Annotated in this window: 21 protein-coding genes; 16 read left to right on the top strand and 5 right to left on the bottom strand. The window is 33.3% G+C overall.

Annotated features, from left to right (window positions below):
• Nucleotides 1-175: 175 nt before the first annotated feature.
• The 6 genes from lpdA (at nt 176) to KA858_RS01175 (ending at nt 6,471) form a co-directional block, all read left to right on the top strand.
• Entirely contained in the window at nt 176-1,600 is a 1,425-nt protein-coding gene (gene lpdA, locus KA858_RS01200) for a dihydrolipoyl dehydrogenase (RefSeq protein WP_210134799.1), read from the top strand.
• Nucleotides 1,601-1,617: 17 nt separating this feature from the next.
• Nucleotides 1,618-2,619, top strand: a complete 1,002-nt coding sequence (locus KA858_RS01195) for a thiamine pyrophosphate-dependent dehydrogenase E1 component subunit alpha (RefSeq protein WP_070854983.1) — start codon at nt 1,618-1,620, stop codon at nt 2,617-2,619.
• The gene (locus KA858_RS01190) at nt 2,612-3,595 is read left to right on the top strand and encodes an alpha-ketoacid dehydrogenase subunit beta (RefSeq protein WP_210134798.1); all 984 of its coding nucleotides are present in this window, start codon (nt 2,612-2,614) and stop codon (nt 3,593-3,595) included. The genes KA858_RS01195 and KA858_RS01190 overlap by 8 nt, the downstream gene beginning before the upstream one ends.
• 12 nt (nt 3,596-3,607) lie before the next feature.
• Nucleotides 3,608-4,942, top strand: coding sequence for a dihydrolipoamide acetyltransferase family protein (locus KA858_RS01185; protein ID WP_210134797.1), 1,335 nt, complete (start codon nt 3,608-3,610; stop codon nt 4,940-4,942).
• A gap of 101 nt (nt 4,943-5,043) precedes the next feature.
• On the top strand, nt 5,044-5,481 hold the full coding sequence (gene brxB, locus KA858_RS01180) for a bacilliredoxin BrxB (protein WP_070854986.1): 438 nt from the start codon (nt 5,044-5,046) through the stop codon (nt 5,479-5,481).
• 12 nt (nt 5,482-5,493) lie between these two features.
• Entirely contained in the window at nt 5,494-6,471 is a 978-nt protein-coding gene (locus tag KA858_RS01175) for an aromatic acid exporter family protein (protein ID WP_210134796.1), read from the top strand.
• 63 nt (nt 6,472-6,534) lie between these two features.
• Here the strand turns inward: KA858_RS01175 and prli42 are convergent, their stop codons facing one another.
• Nucleotides 6,535-6,630, bottom strand: a complete 96-nt coding sequence (prli42, locus tag KA858_RS01170) for a stressosome-associated protein Prli42 (protein WP_154392014.1) — start codon at nt 6,628-6,630, stop codon at nt 6,535-6,537.
• A 157-nt stretch (nt 6,631-6,787) separates the two neighbouring features.
• On the opposite strand from prli42, the gene KA858_RS01165 reads away from it, so the two are divergent.
• The 4 genes from KA858_RS01165 to KA858_RS01150 all read left to right on the top strand — a co-directional run bounded on the left by KA858_RS01165 (nt 6,788) and on the right by KA858_RS01150 (nt 12,407).
• Nucleotides 6,788-7,915, top strand: a complete 1,128-nt coding sequence (locus KA858_RS01165; protein ID WP_210134795.1) for a M20/M25/M40 family metallo-hydrolase — start codon at nt 6,788-6,790, stop codon at nt 7,913-7,915.
• 73 nt (nt 7,916-7,988) lie between these two features.
• The gene (gene gndA / locus KA858_RS01160; protein ID WP_210134794.1) at nt 7,989-9,395 is read left to right on the top strand and encodes an NADP-dependent phosphogluconate dehydrogenase; all 1,407 of its coding nucleotides are present in this window, start codon (nt 7,989-7,991) and stop codon (nt 9,393-9,395) included.
• 357 nt (nt 9,396-9,752) lie between these two features.
• Nucleotides 9,753-10,748: a LacI family DNA-binding transcriptional regulator gene (locus tag KA858_RS01155; RefSeq protein ID WP_210134814.1), complete on the top strand. Its 996-nt coding sequence runs from the start codon at nt 9,753-9,755 to the stop codon at nt 10,746-10,748.
• Nucleotides 10,749-10,760: 12 nt separating this feature from the next.
• A complete protein-coding gene (locus tag KA858_RS01150) occupies nt 10,761-12,407 on the top strand; it encodes a glycoside hydrolase family 13 protein (protein ID WP_210134793.1) in 1,647 nt (548 codons plus the stop codon).
• A gap of 132 nt (nt 12,408-12,539) precedes the next feature.
• Here KA858_RS01150 and KA858_RS01145 read toward each other — a convergent pair whose 3' ends face one another.
• Together KA858_RS01145 and zwf are read right to left on the bottom strand one after the other, a co-directional pair.
• Nucleotides 12,540-13,403, bottom strand: coding sequence for an AraC family transcriptional regulator (locus KA858_RS01145; protein ID WP_053029464.1), 864 nt, complete (start codon nt 13,401-13,403; stop codon nt 12,540-12,542).
• Between the two features lie 321 nt (nt 13,404-13,724).
• Nucleotides 13,725-15,209 (bottom strand): glucose-6-phosphate dehydrogenase, encoded by a 1,485-nt coding sequence (zwf, locus tag KA858_RS01140; protein WP_210134792.1) that lies wholly within the window; start codon nt 15,207-15,209, stop codon nt 13,725-13,727.
• Nucleotides 15,210-15,444: 235 nt separating this feature from the next.
• Between zwf and rnz the strand changes: the two genes are divergently transcribed.
• The gene (rnz, locus tag KA858_RS01135) at nt 15,445-16,365 is read left to right on the top strand and encodes a ribonuclease Z (RefSeq protein WP_107629497.1); all 921 of its coding nucleotides are present in this window, start codon (nt 15,445-15,447) and stop codon (nt 16,363-16,365) included.
• 91 nt (nt 16,366-16,456) lie between these two features.
• Here rnz and proC read toward each other — a convergent pair whose 3' ends face one another.
• On the bottom strand, nt 16,457-17,272 hold the full coding sequence (proC, locus tag KA858_RS01130) for a pyrroline-5-carboxylate reductase (protein ID WP_210134791.1): 816 nt from the start codon (nt 17,270-17,272) through the stop codon (nt 16,457-16,459).
• 352 nt (nt 17,273-17,624) lie between these two features.
• Between proC and KA858_RS01125 the strand changes: the two genes are divergently transcribed.
• Both KA858_RS01125 and KA858_RS01120 read left to right on the top strand, forming a co-directional pair.
• The gene (locus tag KA858_RS01125; RefSeq protein WP_210134790.1) at nt 17,625-18,380 is read left to right on the top strand and encodes an SDR family NAD(P)-dependent oxidoreductase; all 756 of its coding nucleotides are present in this window, start codon (nt 17,625-17,627) and stop codon (nt 18,378-18,380) included.
• Nucleotides 18,381-18,394: 14 nt separating this feature from the next.
• Nucleotides 18,395-18,637, top strand: a complete 243-nt coding sequence (locus KA858_RS01120) for a hypothetical protein (RefSeq protein WP_210134789.1) — start codon at nt 18,395-18,397, stop codon at nt 18,635-18,637.
• Between the two features lie 140 nt (nt 18,638-18,777).
• Here the strand turns inward: KA858_RS01120 and KA858_RS01115 are convergent, their stop codons facing one another.
• Nucleotides 18,778-19,686 (bottom strand): aldo/keto reductase, encoded by a 909-nt coding sequence (locus KA858_RS01115; protein ID WP_210134788.1) that lies wholly within the window; start codon nt 19,684-19,686, stop codon nt 18,778-18,780.
• An 81-nt stretch (nt 19,687-19,767) separates the two neighbouring features.
• Here KA858_RS01115 and KA858_RS01110 point away from each other — a divergent pair, with 81 nt between their 5' ends.
• From KA858_RS01110 to xerD, 3 genes are all read left to right on the top strand, one after another.
• The gene (locus tag KA858_RS01110) at nt 19,768-20,310 is read left to right on the top strand and encodes an NUDIX domain-containing protein (RefSeq protein ID WP_053029458.1); all 543 of its coding nucleotides are present in this window, start codon (nt 19,768-19,770) and stop codon (nt 20,308-20,310) included.
• A gap of 104 nt (nt 20,311-20,414) precedes the next feature.
• Nucleotides 20,415-20,861: a ferric iron uptake transcriptional regulator gene (fur, locus tag KA858_RS01105; RefSeq protein ID WP_011275714.1), complete on the top strand. Its 447-nt coding sequence runs from the start codon at nt 20,415-20,417 to the stop codon at nt 20,859-20,861.
• A 97-nt stretch (nt 20,862-20,958) separates the two neighbouring features.
• Nucleotides 20,959-21,846, top strand: a complete 888-nt coding sequence (gene xerD / locus KA858_RS01100) for a site-specific tyrosine recombinase XerD (RefSeq protein ID WP_210134787.1) — start codon at nt 20,959-20,961, stop codon at nt 21,844-21,846.
• The last annotated feature ends 320 nt before the right edge of the window (nt 21,847-22,166 follow it).

Below are 22,166 nucleotides of genomic sequence, written 5' to 3'. Positions count from 1 at the left end.
TACTATTAAATTTTGATGTAAAATGTATAATAAATCACTAATTTAAATAAATTGATTTTTATGAGCTATGCTCATTGCGTTATAAATGACATTAGACATTTAAAATCTATTTATATTGAATATTGTTGCATCATACTATTGATAAATAAATTGTAAATGCGTTAGGAGTAAAAAAATGAGTGAAAAGCAATATGACCTAGTCGTTTTAGGTGGAGGAACCGCTGGATATGTGGCGGCCATACGAGCATCTCAACTGGGTAAAAAGGTAGCTATTGTAGAGAAATCATTATTAGGTGGAACTTGTTTACATAAAGGGTGTATCCCTACAAAAGCATTATTAAAATCTGCTGAAGTATTAAGAACGGTGAAAGAATCCGCTGACTTTGGGGTAAATATAGATCATTTTTCATTTGACTTAAAAACTATGATGGAACGTAAAGACAATATTGTTAGCCAAATGCATCATGGTATAGATAGTTTAATGCAAAAAAATCACATTGATGTTTTTAATGGTACTGGAAGAATAATGGGTACATCTATTTTTTCACCACAAAGTGGTACAATCTCAGTTGAATACGAAGATGGTGAATCTGATCTTTTACCTAATCAATATGTCTTAATTGCTACAGGATCATACCCAACTCAATTACCATTTTTACCTTTCAATCATAAAACAGTATTATCTAGCAGTGACATGCTCGAACTCACTGATTTACCCTCAAAGATAGCAATCATAGGCGGTGGTGTGATTGGACTTGAATTTGCTTCTTTATTAATAGACTTAGGTGTAGAGGTTAGTGTAATTGAGGCTGGCGAACGAATTCTACCTGCTGAAAGTGCTCAAATTGCAAAATGTCTTAAAACCGCTCTTAGCGAAAGAGGCGTTGCATTTTATGAAAATTGTGCCTTAAGTGATGCATCAGTAACCGTTAATGCTAATTCCGTAACCATTCAAGTCAATGGTGAAAAAACGTTAGAATTAGACAAAGTTTTAGTAGCGATTGGACGTACTCCTAACACCAATGATATTGGGTTGAATAATACTAAAATTCAAACAGATCAATTAGGTAACATTTTAGTTAATGAATACTTACAAACAGAAGATAAACATATCTATGCTGCCGGTGATTGTATAGGCAAATTACAATTAGCTCATGTGTCTTCAAAAGAAGGTATTTTAGCTGTCGAACATATGTTTAATGGATCTAGCTTACCTTTAAACTATGACAAAATGCCAAAATGTATATATACACATCCAGAAGTTGCTTCAATTGGTTATAATAAGGAGTCTGCCAAAGCACAAAATATTAAATCTAAATCATTTAAAGTAGGGTTTAATGCAATAGGTAAAGCTGTGATAGAGACTAATGCTAAGGATAAAGGATTTTGCGAAATGGTTATTGATCAAGAAACAAATGAAATTATCGGTATTAGCATGATAGGACCACAGGTTACTGAATTAATCAATGAAGCGTCATTATTACAATTTATGAATGGCTCTGCAATTGAATTAGGTCTGACAACACACGCACATCCTTCAATATCTGAAGTATTAATGGAATTGGGATTGAAAGTAGAAAATAGAGCGATACATGTTTAATAGGAGGAATATTTAAAATGATTGATTATAAATCTGTCGGACTTTCAGAAGATGACCTCAAAGAAATCTATAAATGGATGGATTTAGGCAGAAAAGTAGATGAACGATTATGGTTACTAAACCGTGCGGGTAAAATTCCCTTTGTCGTAAGTGGACAAGGACAGGAAGCCACTCAAATAGGAATGGCTTATGCTATGAAAGAAGGAGATATTTCATCTCCATATTATAGAGATTTAGCATTTGTAACTTATATGGGTATTTCTCCTTATGATACAATGCTAGCTTCATTCGGTAAAAAGGATGATATTAATTCTGGTGGCAAGCAGATGCCATCTCACTTCAGTCATCGTGAAAAAGGTATATTATCTCAAAGTTCTCCTGTTGCAACTCAAATACCGCATTCAGTAGGTGCTGCTTTAGCTTTGAAAATGGATAAAAAACCTAATATCGCTACAGCCACTGTAGGTGAAGGAAGTTCAAATCAAGGAGATTTTCACGAAGGCTTAAACTTTGCAGGTGTACACAAACTGCCATTTGTTTGTGTCATTATTAATAATAAATACGCGATATCAGTTCCAAATTCACTACAGTATGCCGCCGAAAAACTTTCTGATAGAGCTTTAGGCTATGGTATCCACGGTGAAACTGTAGATGGTAACGATCCTATTGCTATGTATAAAGCGATGAAAGAAGCTAGAACACGTGCATTAAATGGTGAAGGTGCTACCCTAATTGAAGCTGTTACAAATCGTATGACACCACATTCATCGGATGACGATGATACATATCGTACTAAAGAAGAGCGAGAAGCTTTAAAAACGTATGATTGCAATCTTAAATTTAAAGATTATTTACTCGAACAAGGTATCATCGATCAAGCATGGTTAGATCAATTAGAGCAAGCACATAAAGAAATTATTACCAAAGCCACAAAAGACGCGGAGCAAGCGCCATATCCATCTGTAGATGAAACATATCAATTTGTGTATGATCCAGAAGGAGGTATTGGCAATGAGTAAAATGACGTATATTGAAGCGATACAACAAGCACAAGATTTAGCCATGGAACAAGATAACAATGTATTTATACTTGGTGAAGATGTTGGGAAAAAAGGTGGCGTATTTGGTGCTACACGTGGTTTACAAGAAAAATTCGGTGTTGAAAGAGTAATTGATACCCCGTTAGCCGAATCTAATATCGTTGGCACTGCTATTGGCGCTGCAATGATTGGCAAACGACCAATTGCAGAAATTCAATTTGCAGATTTTATCTTACCAGCAGTTAATCAAATTATAAGTGAAGCAGCAAAAATGCGTTATCGTTCAAATAATGACTGGCAATGCCCGATTACAATAAGAGCACCTTTTGGTGGTGGTGTTCATGGTGGTTTATACCATTCTCAAAGTATCGAAAGTATTTTCGCTTCTACACCTGGACTTACAATCGTCATTCCTTCATCACCTTATGATGCTAAAGGGTTATTATTATCTTCTATTGAATCTAATGATCCAGTATTATTTTTTGAACATAAAAAGGCCTATCGTTTCTTAAAAGAAGAAGTACCAGAAGAATATTATACAGTTCCTCTTGGAAAAGCTGATGTTAAACGAGAAGGCAACGATATTACAGTATTTACATATGGATTATGTGTAAATTATTGTATGCAAGCTGCTGATATTTTAGCCGCTGATGGTATCAGTGTAGAAATTGTCGATTTAAGAACAGTTTACCCTTTAGATAAAGAAACAATTATTGAACGCGCCAAAATCAATGGCAAGATTTTACTCGTTACTGAAGATAATCTTGAAGGTAGTATCATGTCAGAAGTTTCAGCAATTATTGCTGAAAACTGTTTATTTGAACTTGATGCACCGATTATGAGGTTAGCTGGACCAGATGTACCTTCAATGCCATTTTCTCCGAATTTAGAAAATGAAGTTATGATGAATCCTGATAAAATCTTAGAAAAAATGAGAGAGCTTGCACAATTTTAAGGAGGCAAAATTATGGATGTTAAAATGCCTAAACTAGGCGAAAGTGTTCATGAAGGTACAATCGAGCAATGGCTTATTTCTGTAGGAGACTATGTAGACGAATATGAGCCGTTATGTGAAGTAGTTACTGATAAAGTAACCGCTGAGGTACCTTCAACGGTTTCTGGTACTATTACTGAAATCTTAGTTTCTGAAGGAGAAACAGTTCAAATAGATCATGTTATATGTAAAATTGAATCTACTGAGTCAAATCAATCAACGAACACTCATAATAATAAACAAGGAACAGATGATAATAAGAATGAAACAACTGTAAATACAAATAATATGGATGCCTTAACTGATAAAACGTCAAAATCAGACTCAAGTGTTCCCACTGATCAGAACGTTCGTCAAAATGAACAATTAAATACAGAATCAGCATCAACACCACTTAATAATGGTCGCTATTCTCCTGTCGTATTTAAAATTGCTTCTGAAAATAATGTTGATTTATCACGTGTGCGTGGTACAGGTTTCGAAGGAAGAGTAACTAAAAAAGATATTGAAGCTTATGTGCATTCTGAGAAACAAAATTCTAAACTTAATAAAAAACCAGAGCCATCTTTTGAAAATCAAGTGGCCAGCACTGATTCAAATCACACGCAATCAGGTCAGTCTATTCCAGTAAAAGGCGTACGAAAAGCAATTGCCCAAAACATGGTAACAAGTGTTACTGAAATTCCACATGGATGGATGATGGTTGAAGTTGATGCAACTAACTTGGTTAAAACGAGAAACCATCATAAAAACACATTCAAAGAGAATGAAGGATATAATTTAACCTTCTTTGCATTCTTTGTAAAAGCAGTTGCAGAAGCGCTCAAATCAAACCCACTCTTAAATAGTAGTTGGGACGGTGAGGAAATTATCCTTCATAAAGACATTAATATTTCGATTGCAGTTGCAGATGAAGATAAATTATATGTTCCAGTTATCAAACATGCTGATGAGAAATCTATTAAAGGCATTGCTAGAGAAATCAATGAATTAGCACGAAAAGCTAGAAATAAACAATTAACTCAAGAGGACATGTCAGGTGGAACGTTTACGGTTAATAATACTGGTACATTTGGTTCTGTTTCGTCAATGGGTATTATTAATCATCCTCAAGCTGCAATATTACAAGTAGAATCAATTGTAAAAAAACCTGTCGTGATTGATGACATGGTAGCAATTAGAAGCATGGTTAATTTATGTATTTCGATTGATCACCGTATATTAGATGGTGTCCAAACAGGTCGCTTCATGTCGCAAGTAAAACAACGAATTGAGCAATTTACAGTTGATAATACAAGTATTTATTAGTATTTAATAAGATGGCATAGCCTTGGACAACCTATTTGAACTCTATCGTTTAAATTAGTAGAATAACATTGAATAAATAAAAGATTGAAAGGTGATTCAAAATGGATTTAAATTTTGATTTATATATGAATGGTGTGGTTGAACAAGCTCGTAACGAAATTGAAAGTGCAGGATACGAGCAATTAACATCAGCAGAAGACGTTGATAAAGTCTTACAACAAAATGGTACATCATTAGTAATGGTTAATTCTGTATGTGGGTGTGCAGGTGGAATTGCGCGTCCAGCAGCATCACATGCATTACATTATGATAAGTTACCAGATCGATTAGTTACTGTATTTGCTGGTCAAGATAAAGAAGCTACGCAACAGGCTAGAGATTACTTTGAAGGATATGCACCTTCAAGCCCATCTTTTGCTCTAATTAAAGATGGTAAAATTACCGAAATGATCGAACGTCATCAAATAGAAGGCCATGATGTAATGGATGTTATTAATCAATTACAAAGCCTATTTGATAAGTATTGCGACGAAAGATAAGAGGATTTACCGATGCTAAAGTTAAATCCGTATAAGATTGGATTTAGAACACTTAAAACTGCGGTAGGTATAACGCTAGGTGTCATTTTAGCCAAATGGATAGGACTTGATAATTATGCATCAAGTGCTATCCTCATTGTATTGTGTATCAAACATACAAAAGTTCATTCAATACAAGCTATCGTATCACGATTTGTATCTTGTATTTTAATTCTACTATTCGGTTCACTTGTATTTAGCCTATTAGGCCAGAGTGCACTTGTTCTAGGATTAATTGTTTTATTATTTATTCCTATAACTGTCATGCTCAAGGTTCAAGAGGGTGTTGTAACGAGTTGCGTTATATTATTACATGTTTTTAATGCAACAACGATTAATTTACATTTAATCATCAACGAACTACTCTTATTAACTATTGGGCTAGGAATTGCATTCATTATGAATTTAATTATGCCGAGTTTAGATAAAACACTCGTTTCTTTCAAGAAAGAAATTGAAAAAGGATTTAAAGACATATTTATGGCATACAGTGAAGCGTGCTCGGATTATAGTAATGATTTGTCATTATCTTTCGAGAAACTTCAGTTGGATATTCGTAAAGCGAAATCTATTGCATTTAGAGATGTTAAAAATCACTATATTCGAAATGAAAACTCTTATTATCACTACTTTGATATGAGACAAGAACAACTTGAATTACTTCGTAGAATTAAACCTTTATTAAATCAAGTTACTGTCGACGATCCTCTATTGGCAGATGTATCACATTTAATGACAGAAATTGGTAATAATGTAAATAGTAACGACTATACTGCACTCCGTTTACATTCATTATATGAAATCCGTTTGTCATTAGATGAATTACCACTTCCTAAATCTCATCAATCTTTAAAATCACGTTCAAGTATGATGCAAATATTAAATGAGTTAGAAGAATATCTAAATATTAAATCTCAGTTTGGTTCATTAAGATTGCATAATGAATTATAATAAGTTATTGAATAGAAAAGAGGCTAAGACGAGATGTTCGTCTTAGCCTCTTTTCTTTAAAGATTAATGCATCAATGGCACTAAACTTGTAAGTAGTAATGCTGCTATAATAGCGACTAACATTACAATAATTATAATTCTTAGTACTTTATTATTCACTATTTGACGCTCCTTATTAAAGTACTTAGTAACATGTACTTTACCAAATATATAAATTAACCATAAATGATTTTAATACAAATGGCAATCAATTTATTTTTGATATTGTAGAAAGTTAGTTAAAATAGAAATCAAATAAGAAAGGGGTTTTATCACAATGATAAACAGTCAACGATTACTTGAAACATTTCTAGAATTAGTGAAAATAAATTCTGAAACAGGTCATGAGGAAGTCATCCAACCCATTCTAAAAAAGAAATTTGAAGAATTAGGTTTACATGTTGTTGAAGACAGAGCCTCAGAAAAGTCATGGTTAGGTGCTAATAATCTTATATGTACATTGCCCGCAACAAGTGATAACGAAGATGTAGCTAAAATTTATTTCACGAGCCATATGGATACCGTAGTGCCAGGCTTAAATATTCAACCTCAAATTAATGATGATGGCTATATATACTCAGATGGAACAACCATCTTAGGTGCGGATGACAAAGCAGGATTAGCAGCAATTATTGAGACAATACAGTATCTTAATGACAATAAAATACCACATGGTCAAATTCAATTCATAATTACTGTTGGTGAAGAGTCAGGTCTTAAAGGTGCGAAAGAATTAGATAAATCACTCATAGACGCTGAATTTGGCTATGCTGTCGATGCTAGTCAACCTGTTGGTACAACAGTCGTAGGTGCACCAACTCAAATGGTTATCAATTCGACTATTTTAGGTAAAACTGCTCATGCTAGTACGCCTTCAGAAGGAATTAGTGCAATTAATATTGCTGCAAAAGCAATAAGTCGCATGAAATTAGGTCAAATTGATCAATATACAACTGCAAATATAGGTAAATTTCACGGTGGTTCTGCAACTAATATTGTTGCAGATGAAGTCGTGTTAGAAGCTGAAGCACGTTCTCATAATGATCAAAGTATTGAACAACAAGTAGCACATATGAAAGAAACATTTGAGTCAACTGCGCAAGAATTTGGTGGAGAAGCCAAAGTAATAATTGAGAAAAGCTATCCTGGCTTTAAATTAAATGATGAAGAAAAAGTTACGCAATATGCTATAAATAGTGCGAAAGAATTAGGATTAACTGGTAATACTGTTATTGCTGGAGGTGGCTCAGATGGTAGTATTATTAACACATTTGGAATCCCTACAGTCATTTTAGGTGTGGGCTATGAAGACATTCACACTACATCAGAACGCATTTCAATTAAGTCTCTCAACGACTTAGCAACACAAATTGTCAAAATTATTGAATTAGTAGCTAAATCGTAATTTAGTTTAGTGAAGTACATTCTAGTTTTATGATACAATACTATTGAAAAATTGAATGAGAGAGGTAAGTAATATGACTCAACAAATAGGTGTAGTAGGTTTAGCTGTAATGGGAAAAAACCTGGCTTGGAATATCGAATCACGTGGTTATAGTGTATCTGTATTCAACCGTTCAAGTGAAAAAACAGATGAGATGGTGAATGAATCTAAAGGTAAACAAATCCACCCAACATATTCTTTGGAAGAATTTGTGAATTCATTAGAAAAACCACGTAAAATTTTATTAATGGTCAAAGCTGGTCCTGCAACAGATGCAACAATTGACAGTTTACTGCCATTATTAGATGATGATGACATTTTAATTGATGGTGGTAACACTAATTATCAAGATACAATCCGTCGAAATAAAGCCTTAGCTGAAAGTGGTATTAACTTTATCGGTATGGGCGTATCTGGTGGTGAAGTAGGTGCCCTTACTGGTCCTTCGTTAATGCCAGGTGGTCAAGAAGCAGCTTACAATAAAGTAAGTGATATATTAGATGCCATAGCTGCAAAAGCTAAAGATGGTGCATCATGTGTAGAATATATAGGACCTAATGGAGCAGGCCACTATGTTAAAATGGTTCATAATGGTATTGAATATGCAGATATGCAACTTATCGCAGAAAGTTATGCAATGATGAAAGATTTATTAGGCATGTCACATGAAGACATCTCTAAAACGTTTAAAGAATGGAATGCCGGTGAGTTAGAAAGTTATTTAATTGAAATCACAGGTGATATCTTTACTAAATTAGACAATGACAATGAAGCACTTGTTGAAAAAATCTTAGATACTGCAGGTCAAAAAGGTACAGGTAAATGGACTTCTATCAATGCTTTAGAATTAGGTATTCCTTTAACAATTATTACTGAATCTGTATTTGCGCGTTTCATTTCATCAATTAAACAAGAACGCGTGAATGCATCTAAAGAATTAAATGGCCCTAAAGCAGAATTTACTGGTGATAAAGAAGCATTCTTAGAAAAAATCCGTAAAGCTTTATATATGAGTAAAATTTGTTCATACGCACAAGGATTTGCGCAAATGCGTAAAGCTAGCGAAGAAAATGAATGGAATTTAAAATTGGGCGATTTAGCAATGATATGGCGTGAGGGTTGTATTATTCGTGCTCAATTCTTACAAAAAATTAAAGACGCTTATGATAATAACTCAGAATTACAAAACCTTTTATTAGATCCTTATTTCAAAGGTATTGTCACAGAATATCAAGATGCGTTGAGAGACGTAGTGGCAACAGGTGTGCGTAACGGTGTACCAACACCCGGCTTCTCTGCCAGCGTAAACTACTATGATAGTTATCGTTCTGAAGATTTACCAGCAAACTTAATTCAAGCCCAACGTGACTATTTCGGTGCACATATGTATGAACGTAAAGATAAAGAAGGTATCTTCCATACACAATGGGTTGAGGAATAACCACTAATGCTCTAGAGAAGCGCCTAAGACATATATAATATAATGATGCTATTTTGCAAATTCATAGTAGCTGACTGTATTAACAATGAACTTGTAACACGCTTCTTTCAAACCAACTCGAGGCTCTTGAAAATAGCATTTCATCAAGATATGCGACAAGCTAAGCAAGCTAGGAGTGAGACAGAAATAAATTTTGAAACAATACTATTTCTGTTTCACTCCCTTCTTTTTTGCAGTTTGTGCAAACGATTGCACAAAATGATTGACTTCCAATAATGAATTCTATACGATAAAAATATAGATGAATATGAAAGCGTTTACTATAAAATCTTAGTGAGGTGATATACGACGGTTACAATTAAAGACGTTGCAAAAGAGGCTAATGTAGCTACATCTACAGTATCAAGAGTCATTCAAAACAATCCGAAAATTAGTGATTCGACTACTATTAAAGTTAAAGCAGCTATGGCTAAATTAGGTTACATTCCTAATCAAGCGGCGAGAACATTAATAACAAATAAAACATTGACTATTGGATTAATACAAAAAAGTTCTGCACCTGAAATACGTCAAAATCCCTTTAATAGCGATGTTCTCAACGGTATCAATCAGGCATGTAATAGAAGAGGTTATTCAACTAGAATGACTGTATCAGAGAAAAGCGCTGACCTATACGAAGAAGTAAAGACAATGATTCAATCTAAAAGTGTAGATGGCTTTATTCTTTTGTATTCTTTGCAAGATGATCCTGTAGAACGCCTACTTCATGAGTTTAATGTGCCTTATCTGATCATTGGGAAATCTTTAAACTATGATCAAGTCATACACATCGATAATGATAATGTCGATGCAGCTTATCAATTAGCAAAGTATTTGTATCAATTAGGTCATCGGTCAATGTTATTTTTACAAGAATCTGGACATTATGCAGTTACAGAAGATCGTACAGAAGGATTTAAACAATACTGTAACGACGTTAACATTCCTATTAACTACGCCGTAATAGCGTCTATGAAAGATTTGCGTGATTGTATAAAACACTATTGTATTGATGTTCGTCATAAGCCTACAGTGATTATAACGTCTGATGCTATGTTAAATATGCAATTATTAAATGTGCTGTATGAATATCAAATCCGCATTCCAGATGATATACAAACTGCTACATTTAATACATCTTTTCTCACTGAAAATGCAACGCCATCACAAACAAGTGTAAACATTAACCCAGATATATTAGGCCTAACAGCAGGTAATACAATCATTGATGTATTAGGAAATAAAGCTATTTCTTTTACTGCAAAAATGATTTCAACTCAAATAGTTGAAGGGGTATCAACTACTAAACGATAAAGGAGCATACTTATGACAAAAAATTGGTGGAAAGAAGCAGTAGCGTATCAAGTTTATCCAAGAAGTTTTAATGATAGTAATAATGATGGTATTGGTGATTTACCAGGTGTAATCGAAAAATTAGACTATCTCAAAGACTTAGGTATAGATGTTATTTGGCTAAGTCCAATGTATAAATCGCCTAACGATGATAATGGTTATGATATCAGTGATTATCAAGATATTATGGATGAATTTGGTACAATGGAAGATTTTGACCGCTTATTAAAAGGGGTACATGATCGTGGTATGAAACTCATATTAGATTTAGTCGTTAACCATACATCTGATGAGCATCCATGGTTTATTGAATCTAAATCTAGTAAAGATAATCCGAAAAGAGACTGGTACATTTGGGCAGACCCTAAAGAGAATGGTTCTGAACCTAATAATTGGGAGAGTATCTTTAATGGGTCAACTTGGCAATTTGATGAGACAACGAACCAATATTACTTCCACTTATTTAGTAAAAAACAACCAGACTTAAATTGGGATAACCCAGATGTTCGTGAAGCCGTATTTAACATGATGAATTGGTGGTTTGAAAAAGGCATTGACGGCTTCCGTGTCGATGCTATAACCCATATTAAGAAAACATTTGAAGCTGGCGACTTACCTGTACCAGAAGGAAAGACATATGCTCCAGCCTTTGATGTAGATATGAATCAACCAGGTATTCAGAATTGGTTACAAGAAATGAAAGATGCATCACTTAGTAAATATGACATTATGACCGTTGGAGAAGCGAATGGTGTTAATCCAGATAATGCAGAAGACTGGGTAGGAGAAGATAAAGGGAAATTCAATATGATTTTCCAATTTGAACATTTAGGCTTGTGGAGTACTGGTGATTCTCAATTTGATGTTAAATCATATAAAGCGGTTTTAAATCGTTGGCAAAAGAGACTAGAAGGAATTGGTTGGAATGCACTCTTCATAGAAAACCATGATCAACCTCGTCGTGTGTCTACTTGGGGTAACGATAAAGATTACTGGTTTGAATCTGCTACAAGTCATGCAGTTGTCTATTTCTTACAACAAGGTACACCATTTATCTATCAAGGACAAGAAATCGGTATGACTAATTATCCTTTCGAAAGTATTGAAACATTTAATGATGTTGCTGTTAGAAATGAATATCAAATTGTCAAAGCGCAAGGTGGAGATGTTGATCAATTACTAGATAAATATAGAATGGAAAATCGAGATAACTCACGTACACCTATGCAATGGGATGATAGTCCAAATGCTGGATTCACGGAAGGTGAACCTTGGTTCCCAGTTAACCCGAATTATAAACAAATCAATGTCGCTCAGCAATTAGAAGATGCGGACTCTGTACTTAACTTCTACAAACAATTAATACAATTAAAAAAATCTCATGATATCTATACGTATGGCCAATTTGATTTGATTGATGCTGATAATGAAAATGTATTTGCATATACAAGACAATTAGATGGCAAAACTGTAGTAGTTGCAGGTAATTTAACTGATAAACAAAGTTCATTAACATTACCTTTTGCTATCGATGACGAAGCAATCAAACTACACAATTACACGAGTCAATTAGACGTAACAGCACTCAAACCATTTGAAGCATTTGTCGCAGAAATATAATTTAATAAAGACGAAGAAAAGACAATAATAGTATACTGTCTTTTCCTCGTCTTTTTAATTAGACTATATTCCTCGTTATTTAAGAAATGTAAGTAGATAAAAAGTACTCATTAATACTTATCATCGCATTACTTACATGTCATAAGTTTCTTGTTCAATAGGCAACCATAATTGAATTTTAGTGAATGGGTCCTCAAATGAGATATCAAAAGGATAAATCTCTACATATAAGCTATCTCTTTCATATGGTAAAGTGAGTTGTAGACTGGATTCAATATAATACCAAGCTTCATTTACAGCATAATCGATTTCGCCTTGAAGATTAAATTTTGCATAATGTCTACCAGGCAACACTCTACTTTCTAAATGAGAAGGGTATCTATCACTTGGAACACCTATGAATAATTCTAAACCACGATCTAATGGGCAAGTAATTACAAATAACTCATATGGACTTATATTATTATACCTTTTCAAATCTTTAATTTTACCATCAAGAATTAAATCTTCTAAAAAATCGGGAACTTTATAAGGATTAGATAAATCGTTTGCTTCAATATAACGTACGTAACCTACTAATGCTATATCTTCTGTAGTATCTAGTCTATATGGATAAGGCGCTCGTTCAGTCGTTGTTAACTTTATATATAAACGTTCTTGTAATTTTAATTCATCTTTTTTGGTAGATGCTTGAATTGGTGAAATGCCATGGAAATCACTAAAGTCATTCGCAAAATCATTAGAACTATTGTAGTTATACTTTTTTGCGACATCTACTAACCTTGAAGAACTTTGAACCATTTCTTTAGCAGCTGCAGTCATTTTTCTTGCATGCGCATAGTGTTCAGGTGATTGTCCAACAATCATTTTAAATGATTGATCAAGATGGTAAGGAGAAAGACCAACGTAATCACTCAAATCTTGCAAATTAAACGGCTCTAACAAACGATCTTCGATAAATACAATTGCCTGTTGTATCTGCTTGATAACGTCCAAAACTCTCACTCCAATAAATATACAATCATTAACTTTTATTTTACCTTATTTTTTGAAAATATACATCTTAACATGTGCTATATAAAAAATTTTTTGAGAAGAATAGAAAAGGGGAGCGGACAGAATTCTAGATAAATTCATTCATCCACTCCCAACTTGCTTATTAAATAAATGGCTATATGCCTAAACTCTCGCGCGCACAGTTGCTGAGAACCGAGAAAAAGCCTAGTTTAAGTACATTCTCAACTCTGAGTATTTGCTCAGAAATGTCAAAATATTATCTTTGCTCCAGACGCATAGTCATAGTTATAAATTGATAATTTATTGAATATCATCCCACCAGTGATTACCGTCTCTACTTAACAATAAATCACTTTCTAATGGGCCATTTGTACCAGACGCATAGTTAGGGAAATTAGGTTCATTCATTGTCCATTCATCTTGAATAACATCCACAAATTTCCAAGTTGATTTTAATTCTTCCCAATGTGTAAAGTTTGTTGCATCACCTTTTAAACAGTCAAAAAGTAAATTTTCATAGGCGTCTACTGTGTTCATTTTATCTTGAGCACTCATAGCATAAGATAGTTGTACAGGTTCAGTATCAATACCTTGAATATTCTTTTTCGCGTTTAAATGTAAAGATATGCCTTCATTAGGTTGAATATTGATAACTAATAAGTTCGAGTCTAATAACTTATCTGTTTGATAATACAGGTTCATTGGCACTTCTTTAAATTCAACTACAACTTGAATCGATTTCGACTTCATACGTTTACCAGTTCTAATATAGAATGGTACGCCTGCCCAACGGAAATTATCAATAGTTAATCGGCCTGAAACAAATGTAGGTGTGTTTGAATCTTCAGCAACACGATCTTCATCTCGATAAGCGATCACTTTTTGACCATCAATAAACCCTTCATCGTATTGACCGCGTACGAAATTTTGTTTTACTTCTTGTGGGTCTAGTTGTCTAAGTGACTTCAATACTTTAACTTTTTCAGCACGAATATCTTCACTGTTCAAACTAATTGGCGCTTCCATCGCAAGAAGCGCAACCATTTGTAACATATGGTTTTGAACCATGTCCTTTAATGCACCACTAGATTCATAATAACCTCCACGATCCTCAACTCCGAGCACCTCTGAAGACGTTACTTGAATATTTGAAATATATTTGTTGTTCCATAACGGTTCAAACATCGCATTTGAAAAACGTAAAACTTCAATGTTTTGCACCATATCTTTACCTAAGTAATGGTCTATTCTATAAATTTCTTCTTCTTTAAATGATCGTCTTAATTGATTATTTAATTGCTCAGCTGATTTCAAATCACTGCCAAATGGTTTTTCTATGACTAATCGTTTAAATCCATTTGTATCAGTTAAACCTGATGATTTTAAGTAATCTGAAATAATACCGAAGAATTGAGGTGCCATTGCTAAGTAAAATAAGCGATTACCTTTTAATTGATATTTTGAATCTAATTCATTAGAGAAGTTCAATAATGAATTGTAGCTTTGTTCATCACTTACGTCATGTTTAAAATAGTATACGTGTTCCATAAAGGCATCGATCTGTGATGTATCTTTAACATGCTTTTGAATAGAACTTTTAACTTGTTCACGAAATACTTCATTCGTGTAATCTCTACGTCCAATTCCAATGATAGCGATATGTTCGTCTAAATTATCTTGTTGAAATAAGTGAAATAATGATGGAAATAGCTTTCTATGACTTAAATCTCCGGTTGCACCGAAAATAGTAATTAAACAAGGAATATATTTAGAATGTTTACTCAAGTTCAAAACCTCAATTCTTTTAATACTATGATTGTATTATTATAAAATATATTTGCACCGCTTCAAACTTATTTGCCTAATTTTATTGTTTCTACAAAGGCACTTGAATTATGGAATGATGCACAATTTAATATCATTATAACTCAAAATGAAACACATGCATTTATTTTATGACTTTTTATAGCAAAATAAATCACATATGATAAAATATAATGAAAGAAGAGGAGGCATATGCATGGAAGTTACATTCTTCGGAACAAGTGCGGGGTTACCTACTAAAGAGAGAAATACGCAAGCGATTGCTTTAAACCTTGAACCTTTTTCGAATAGTATATGGCTATTTGATGTCGGAGAGGGCACACAACATCAAATTTTACATCATTCAATTAAACTTGGAAAAGTTGACCACATTTTTATAACGCATATGCACGGAGATCACATTTTCGGATTACCTGGTTTATTAACGAGTCGTTCTTTTCAAGGTGGGGAAGATAAACCATTAACAGTTATTGGCCCTAAAGGATTACAACAATACATTGAGACTTCTTTAAGATTATCCGAATCTCATCTAAATTATCCAATCACATATATTGAAATTGATAATCAGTTTACATATCATCATAAAGGCTTTACAGTTAGTGCCAAATTATTAAATCATGGTATTCCTTCTTATGGTTATCGCATTGAATCACCAACAACGCCAGGGACTATTGATGTCGAAGCACTCAAATCAATAGGTTTATATCCTGGGCCTAAGTACCAAGAAGTAAAAGCTTATGATAATTTTGAACATGAAGGCCAAATTTACAATTCTGAAGATTTCAAAGGACCAGCTAAACCTGGACCAATCATCTCTATCTTTGGAGATACGAAACCTTGTCAATCAGAGTTAAGCATAGCAAGAGATTCTGATGTAATGATTCATGAGGCTACTTATATTGAAGGCGAAAAAACATTAGCCAATAACTATCACCATAGTCATATTGATGATGTATTTTGTTTGATAAAGCAAGCTAATGTTAAGAGAAGTTTAATTACGCATTTGAGTAATCGTTATAATTATGATGAGATAGATACTATTAGACATCAATTAAAAGCTAATGAAAATGTCCCTCACTTTGAATTTGTTAAAGATTTTGATACTTTCAAAATTTAAAACAATATATTTTTAAAATACTAGGTGCAATTTTATTTTATATAAAAGACTGGGGCAATGTAATGCCTCAGTCTTTTTACTATATATATATTTAATTATCTTCATTTTTTGATAATTCAACACTACGTTGAACTGTTGCATTTAAACAATCTTTAAATATTGCCTCAATATCATGTTGTGCTAGGGCATTTAAACCTGCCTGTGTCGTTCCACCTTTAGAGGTAATATTTTTACGTAATTGTTCCATACTTAAATCTGATCTTTCAATCATCTTACTTGTACCGATAATTAAATTTTTAATTGATTCTTCAACTTGATCTTTTCCAAGCCCTAAATCTGTTCCTGCTTTAACATACTGTTCAAAAACATGATATAAGAAAGCTGGACCGCTTCCTGTAATGGCTGTTACTTGGTGTAAATGGTCTTCGTTTACTTCAATTACCGAACCAAACGCGTTAACTAAATCAATAACTTCTTCCTTTGATTTTGGTCCGAAATTTCCAGAAAAACTAATACCTGTCACTGAATGACCCACTTGAGCATTCGTATTAGGCATGATTCGAGCGATTGGATTTTCAACTTGTAATTGTTCTTGGATATAGTTAATAGGTAAACCAGCCATGATAGAAATAAAACGATTGTTTTCATTAATAAACGGTTGAATACGTTGAGCTACTTTTTCGAAATCATAAGGTTTAGATCCTAAAAATACATAATCGGCATCTTGGAGTAACTTTTCATCATCATAACTATATTCAACACCTAATTCTTCAGCGAAATTTTTCAAAGCTTCCTCATTAGATTTATTCGTTAAGTAGATATCATGTGACTTTAATTTTTTAGAGTTAATAATTCCTTTAAAAATTGCTTGTGCCATATTACCTGCACCATAAAAAACTAATTTCATTGACAACATCATCCTCACTCTTTAATTTATAAACCCATAGTAACATATAAGGGAGTGGGACAGAATTTTTTACAATTCGTCGTCCCACCCCCGCAAGGATGACTAGGACTGAAAAAAGCTTGATTTAAGCGTCTTTTCAGTTCAGTCAGCTACTGCGAATATCAAAATAGTATCATTGTATCATTTATATCTTCATTTTTTACGCATAAGCTTTAGCTTAGGTGATCCTTAGGGTGATTTTTAAAAAAAAGTTAGTGCATGCAATTAGATTTAAACTCAATTACTAGAAAACTTTATACACTAAATATTTTAAGGTAATATAAAATTATTCAAAGTTAGAGAGGAAATGTCTATGATAGGTAAACACTATGTTGTAACTGGTGGTACAAGTGGCTTAGGTCTCGAAATCACTAAACAACTTATTCAAAAGGGCGCGCATGTTACATTACTTGCTAGAAGCAAACAAAAATATAAACACATTGACTTCTCACCATATGAACATAATGTCCAAATGATTCCGTGTGATATGCAAGACAAACATGCAATTAGCCAATTACCTCAATATATCGATACGCAAATAGATGGCATTATTTATAGTTCTGGTTTAGGGTATTTTAAATCAATCAACCAACACACACCTGATGAAATGACTGAAACATATGAAGTTAATATTATCGGGTTTAATTTATTATTACATACTTTAATGAACCAATTGTCTCCACACGCGAGTATTGTTGGAATCTCTAGTCAAGCTGCCTTTGTCACACAAGCTAATGCCGCGCATTACGGTGCATCTAAAGCGGCACTGAATGCGGTATTAAATGCACTACGACTGGAACACCCTTCTTTTCATGTAATGTCTGTGAATACTGGTCCTATTAGAACAGCATTTCATAAAAAGGCAGACCCAAGTCTCGCTTATGCACACAAGTATGACGCAATGATGTTAGATCCAACTTTATTAGCTAATGATGTTATTAAAGGGATAATTGAACGTAAATGTGAAATCAATCAACCTAAATGGATGCACACCACTTTAAAAGTATATCAATTATTCCCTAGGTTGCTTGAATCACTTTTTCCATTTTTATTCAAAAACAAACAATAGATAGGAGTGATTGTATGTTATGTTGTGTAAACCATAACGTTAAACAATGTATTGAGAATATGAATGCATTACCACCACATTCCATTTTTACAATTGCAGATTTAATAAGGGAGAATAATTATGACTTACTAAATGCTGACGAACAATCATTCATAGATTTCAAATTTCATGAATTAATTTTGAGAGGTGAGATCATGAATGTGACTATCAAAGACGAAAATCACAATGGTTATTACACTTACTATAAGCAGTATTAGAGTTATATTTGAGTTGTAATAAAAAGGCGGGAGTGGGTCAAAATTCTTTTATGAATTCTTAGACCCATCCCGCACTGTGGTTTAGCAAAACAGTATTTTTACATCATTTATGTCTCAAACGCTTCTGTATTATAACTACATTATTTTAAATGCTGTGTGTATTCTAAGTTTTTCACTCTGTCACGAGCTGCTTTTACTTGATCAAGGCTTACATGTTTATTGTAATTATTAACATTTTCTTCTAATTGTTGTGGTGAGCTAGCGCCAACGATGATTGCACCAAGTGCATCGTGAGATTTTAAATATTCAAAAGATAAAGCACTAAGATTACTTTCTATTTCTTTAACTGAAGCAATCGTTTCGCCTAAATCATGATGTGTATAATCAAATATGCCCTCACTGAATTTATGATCTAGGGCATCAATACTATTAGAAGTTAACAGCCCTTTAAACACAGGGCCACGTGCTAATACTTTAACACCATTGGCATGTATATCATTTAATAATTGTTCTGGTCGATTATCAATTAAATTGAATTGAGACATAATTGTCTCGATTTCACTATGTTTTAAATAATAATCGATAACATTAGGACGGATTGAAGAAATACCATAGGCTTTAATAATACCTTCTTGTTTTAACTCATTAAATGCACTGATCGTTTCATCTAATGGATCATCTATCGTTCCACCATGTAATTGATATAAATCGATATGGTCCAATCCTAATCGTTGTAAGGAACCTTTAACACTTTCCTTAATATATTGTTTAGATGGATCCCATGTAGTCCCGCCATCTTCAGTAGGACGATTTCCTACCTTCGTTCCAATTATAATATCATCCCGATTTTGATATTTTTTTAAAGCTTTGCCTACAATTTCTTCGTTAATGCCTCTGTCATAAATATCTGCAGTATCAAAATACGTAATACCACTTTCAATTGCTTTTTCAATGATAGGTTCAGCATTGGCAAAATCTGTGCCTAGACTCATACATCCTAATCCTAATTCTGAAATTTCGATGCCACTCTTTAAAATATTCTTTTGCATGTCCAATCTCCTTTCGATACACTTTAAGTAACGCATTCATCTTACCAATTTATATACTGAATTAAAAGGGACGTGAATTTTTTGGAATTTAATGAGAAAACTTTCGATAGAACTGTTATTTACAATGGTAAAATTATTGATTTAGAAATACATGATGTAGAATTGCCTGATGGGAATACATCTAGAAGAGAATTAGTTTATCATAACGGTGCGGTAGCAGTTTGTGCAATAACGCCAAATGATGAGGTATTACTTGTTAAACAATTTCGTAAACCAGTTGAAAAAGCATTATTAGAAATTCCAGCTGGAAAATTAGAACAAGATGAAATACGTGAAGAAGCTGCTAAACGCGAATTAGAAGAAGAAACAGGTTATGTTGCAAATAACTTAGAATTTGTTACTGACATGTATGGTTGCCCTGGGTTTACCAATGAGAAACTTACGATTTATTTCAGCAGTAACCTAAGTGAAGGTCAACTTAATTTAGATGAAGATGAGTTTGTAGAATTGCATAAAGTGCCTATTTCAGAAATAAAAGCATTACTTGATAATCATGAAATCGAGGATGCTAAAACAATCATTGGGTTGCAGCATATATTATTAAATTATAATCATTCTAATTAAGTACTGTAAATAGCTTGCATTTAATTGAAAATATTGGTAATTTAGTAATTGAAATATTTTCAATTTAAAATGATTATAATTATTAATAGAGGAGTGTCGCTCCCATGGAAGAACGATTAAATCGCGTAAAACAACAATTACAACAATCTTCATATAAATTAACACCACAAAGAGAAGCTACTGTCCGTGTTCTAATTGAAAATGAAAAAGACCATCTTAGTGCTGAAGATGTATATTTGAAAGTAAAAGACAAAGCACCTGAAATAGGTTTAGCTACTGTCTATAGAACTTTAGAACTTCTAGCCGAAATAAAAGTCGTCGATAAAATTAATTTTGGTGATGGTGTTGCTCGTTTCGATTTAAGAAAAGAGGGCGCTAAACATTTCCATCATCATTTAGTGTGCATGGAATGTGGTAAAGTAGATGAAATCCATGAAGATTTACTACCACAAGTTGAAGAAAGAGTCGAAACAGAATATAACTTCAAAATTTTAGATCACAGATTAACGTTTCACGGTGTTTGTGCTGAATGCCAAGCAAAAGGAAAATAAACAAATAATAGGCTAGGACAATTTCAAATGATTGTCTTAGTCTTTCTTAATATCACATCATAGTTTAATGTGAGTCTATTCAAATAGAGGTGTTGTAATGGAAACAATTATTGAAGAATATTTAAAATTTATACAAATCGAAAAAGGCTTAAGCGAGAATACGATAGGTGCCTATCGCAGAGACTTAAAAAAATATCACATATATATGCAAGAAAACAAAATTGCGCATATTGATTTTATTGATAGACAAACGATTCAAGAATGTCTAGGTCATTTAATAGATCAGGGCGCTTCTGCTAAATCTATTGCGCGATTTATTTCAACGATTCGCAGTTTCCATCAATTTGCGCTACGTGAGAAATATGCAGCGAAAGATCCCACAGTTCTTATTGAAACGCCTAAGTACGAGAAGAAACTTCCAGATGTATTAGATGTTGAAGAAGTGATTCAGTTACTTGAAACACCAGATTTAAATAAAAATAATGGATACCGCGACCGTACAATTCTCGAATTATTATATGCGACTGGAATGCGTGTGACTGAATTAATACAAATCGAGATAGATGATGTTAATTTAATTATGGGGTTTGTGAAAGTGTTTGGTAAAGGGAACAAAGAACGTATCATCCCATTAGGCGATACTGTAATCGAATACCTAGACACATATATCAATACTGTTAGACCTCAATTACTTAAAAAAACAGTCACTAACGTGCTTTTTTTAAATATGCATGGACGACCATTGACACGTCAGGGTATTTGGAAACTAATTAAACAGTATGGTTTAAAGGCAAATATCAATAAAACATTGACACCTCATACGTTAAGACACTCATTTGCAACACACCTATTGGAGAATGGTGCAGATTTACGTGCAGTTCAAGAAATGTTAGGTCATTCAGATATTTCGACTACACAATTATATACGCATGTTTCTAAAACTCAAATTAGACAGATGTATAATCAATTCCACCCAAGAGCTTAAAAGAATTAAGTATTTATAGTAATGATTAATTTTAGTTAGAGGATTACTTAAAAGGACATTGGTTTATATTAAGGAGTGGGGAGTAGAGACTGACTATTTCTGTATCCCCAGCTTGCATTGCTTGTAGAATTTATTAGTGAAATTCTCTTTGCTGGGGCCCCGATCCCCAGCTTGCTTTGCTTGTAGAATTTCTTAATGAAATTCTCTTTGCTGGGGCTCCGATTCCCAGCTTGCTTTGCTTGTAGAATTTATTAGTGAAATTCTCTTTGCTGGGGCCCCGATCCCCAGCTTGCTTTGCTTGTAGAATTTATTAGTGAAAT

Source organism: Staphylococcus sp. GDX8P80P (genome assembly GCF_017893095.1).
Lineage (GTDB): Bacteria > Bacillota > Bacilli > Staphylococcales > Staphylococcaceae > Staphylococcus > Staphylococcus borealis.
Note: the sequence above shows the minus strand (reverse complement) of the source record. Positions and strands in the feature narration are given on the sequence as shown.

Bases quoted from the DNA above. Each gene is read 5' to 3' on its own strand.
- lpdA (WP_210134799.1), top strand. From the start codon at position 176: ATGAGTGAAAAGCAATATGACCTAGTCGTTTTAGGTGGAGGAACCGCT.
- KA858_RS01195 (WP_070854983.1), top strand. From the start codon at position 1,618: ATGATTGATTATAAATCTGTCGGACTTTCAGAAGATGACCTCAAAGAA.
- KA858_RS01190 (WP_210134798.1), top strand. From the start codon at position 2,612: ATGAGTAAAATGACGTATATTGAAGCGATACAACAAGCACAAGATTTA.
- KA858_RS01185 (WP_210134797.1), top strand. From the start codon at position 3,608: ATGGATGTTAAAATGCCTAAACTAGGCGAAAGTGTTCATGAAGGTACA.
- brxB (WP_070854986.1), top strand. From the start codon at position 5,044: ATGGATTTAAATTTTGATTTATATATGAATGGTGTGGTTGAACAAGCT.
- KA858_RS01175 (WP_210134796.1), top strand. From the start codon at position 5,494: ATGCTAAAGTTAAATCCGTATAAGATTGGATTTAGAACACTTAAAACT.
- KA858_RS01165 (WP_210134795.1), top strand. From the start codon at position 6,788: ATGATAAACAGTCAACGATTACTTGAAACATTTCTAGAATTAGTGAAA.
- gndA (WP_210134794.1), top strand. From the start codon at position 7,989: ATGACTCAACAAATAGGTGTAGTAGGTTTAGCTGTAATGGGAAAAAAC.
- KA858_RS01150 (WP_210134793.1), top strand. From the start codon at position 10,761: ATGACAAAAAATTGGTGGAAAGAAGCAGTAGCGTATCAAGTTTATCCA.
- rnz (WP_107629497.1), top strand. From the start codon at position 15,445: ATGGAAGTTACATTCTTCGGAACAAGTGCGGGGTTACCTACTAAAGAG.
- proC (WP_210134791.1), bottom strand. From the start codon at position 17,272: ATGAAATTAGTTTTTTATGGTGCAGGTAATATGGCACAAGCAATTTTT.
- KA858_RS01125 (WP_210134790.1), top strand. From the start codon at position 17,625: ATGATAGGTAAACACTATGTTGTAACTGGTGGTACAAGTGGCTTAGGT.
- KA858_RS01120 (WP_210134789.1), top strand. From the start codon at position 18,395: ATGTTATGTTGTGTAAACCATAACGTTAAACAATGTATTGAGAATATG.
- KA858_RS01115 (WP_210134788.1), bottom strand. From the start codon at position 19,686: ATGCAAAAGAATATTTTAAAGAGTGGCATCGAAATTTCAGAATTAGGA.
- fur (WP_011275714.1), top strand. From the start codon at position 20,415: ATGGAAGAACGATTAAATCGCGTAAAACAACAATTACAACAATCTTCA.
- xerD (WP_210134787.1), top strand. From the start codon at position 20,959: ATGGAAACAATTATTGAAGAATATTTAAAATTTATACAAATCGAAAAA.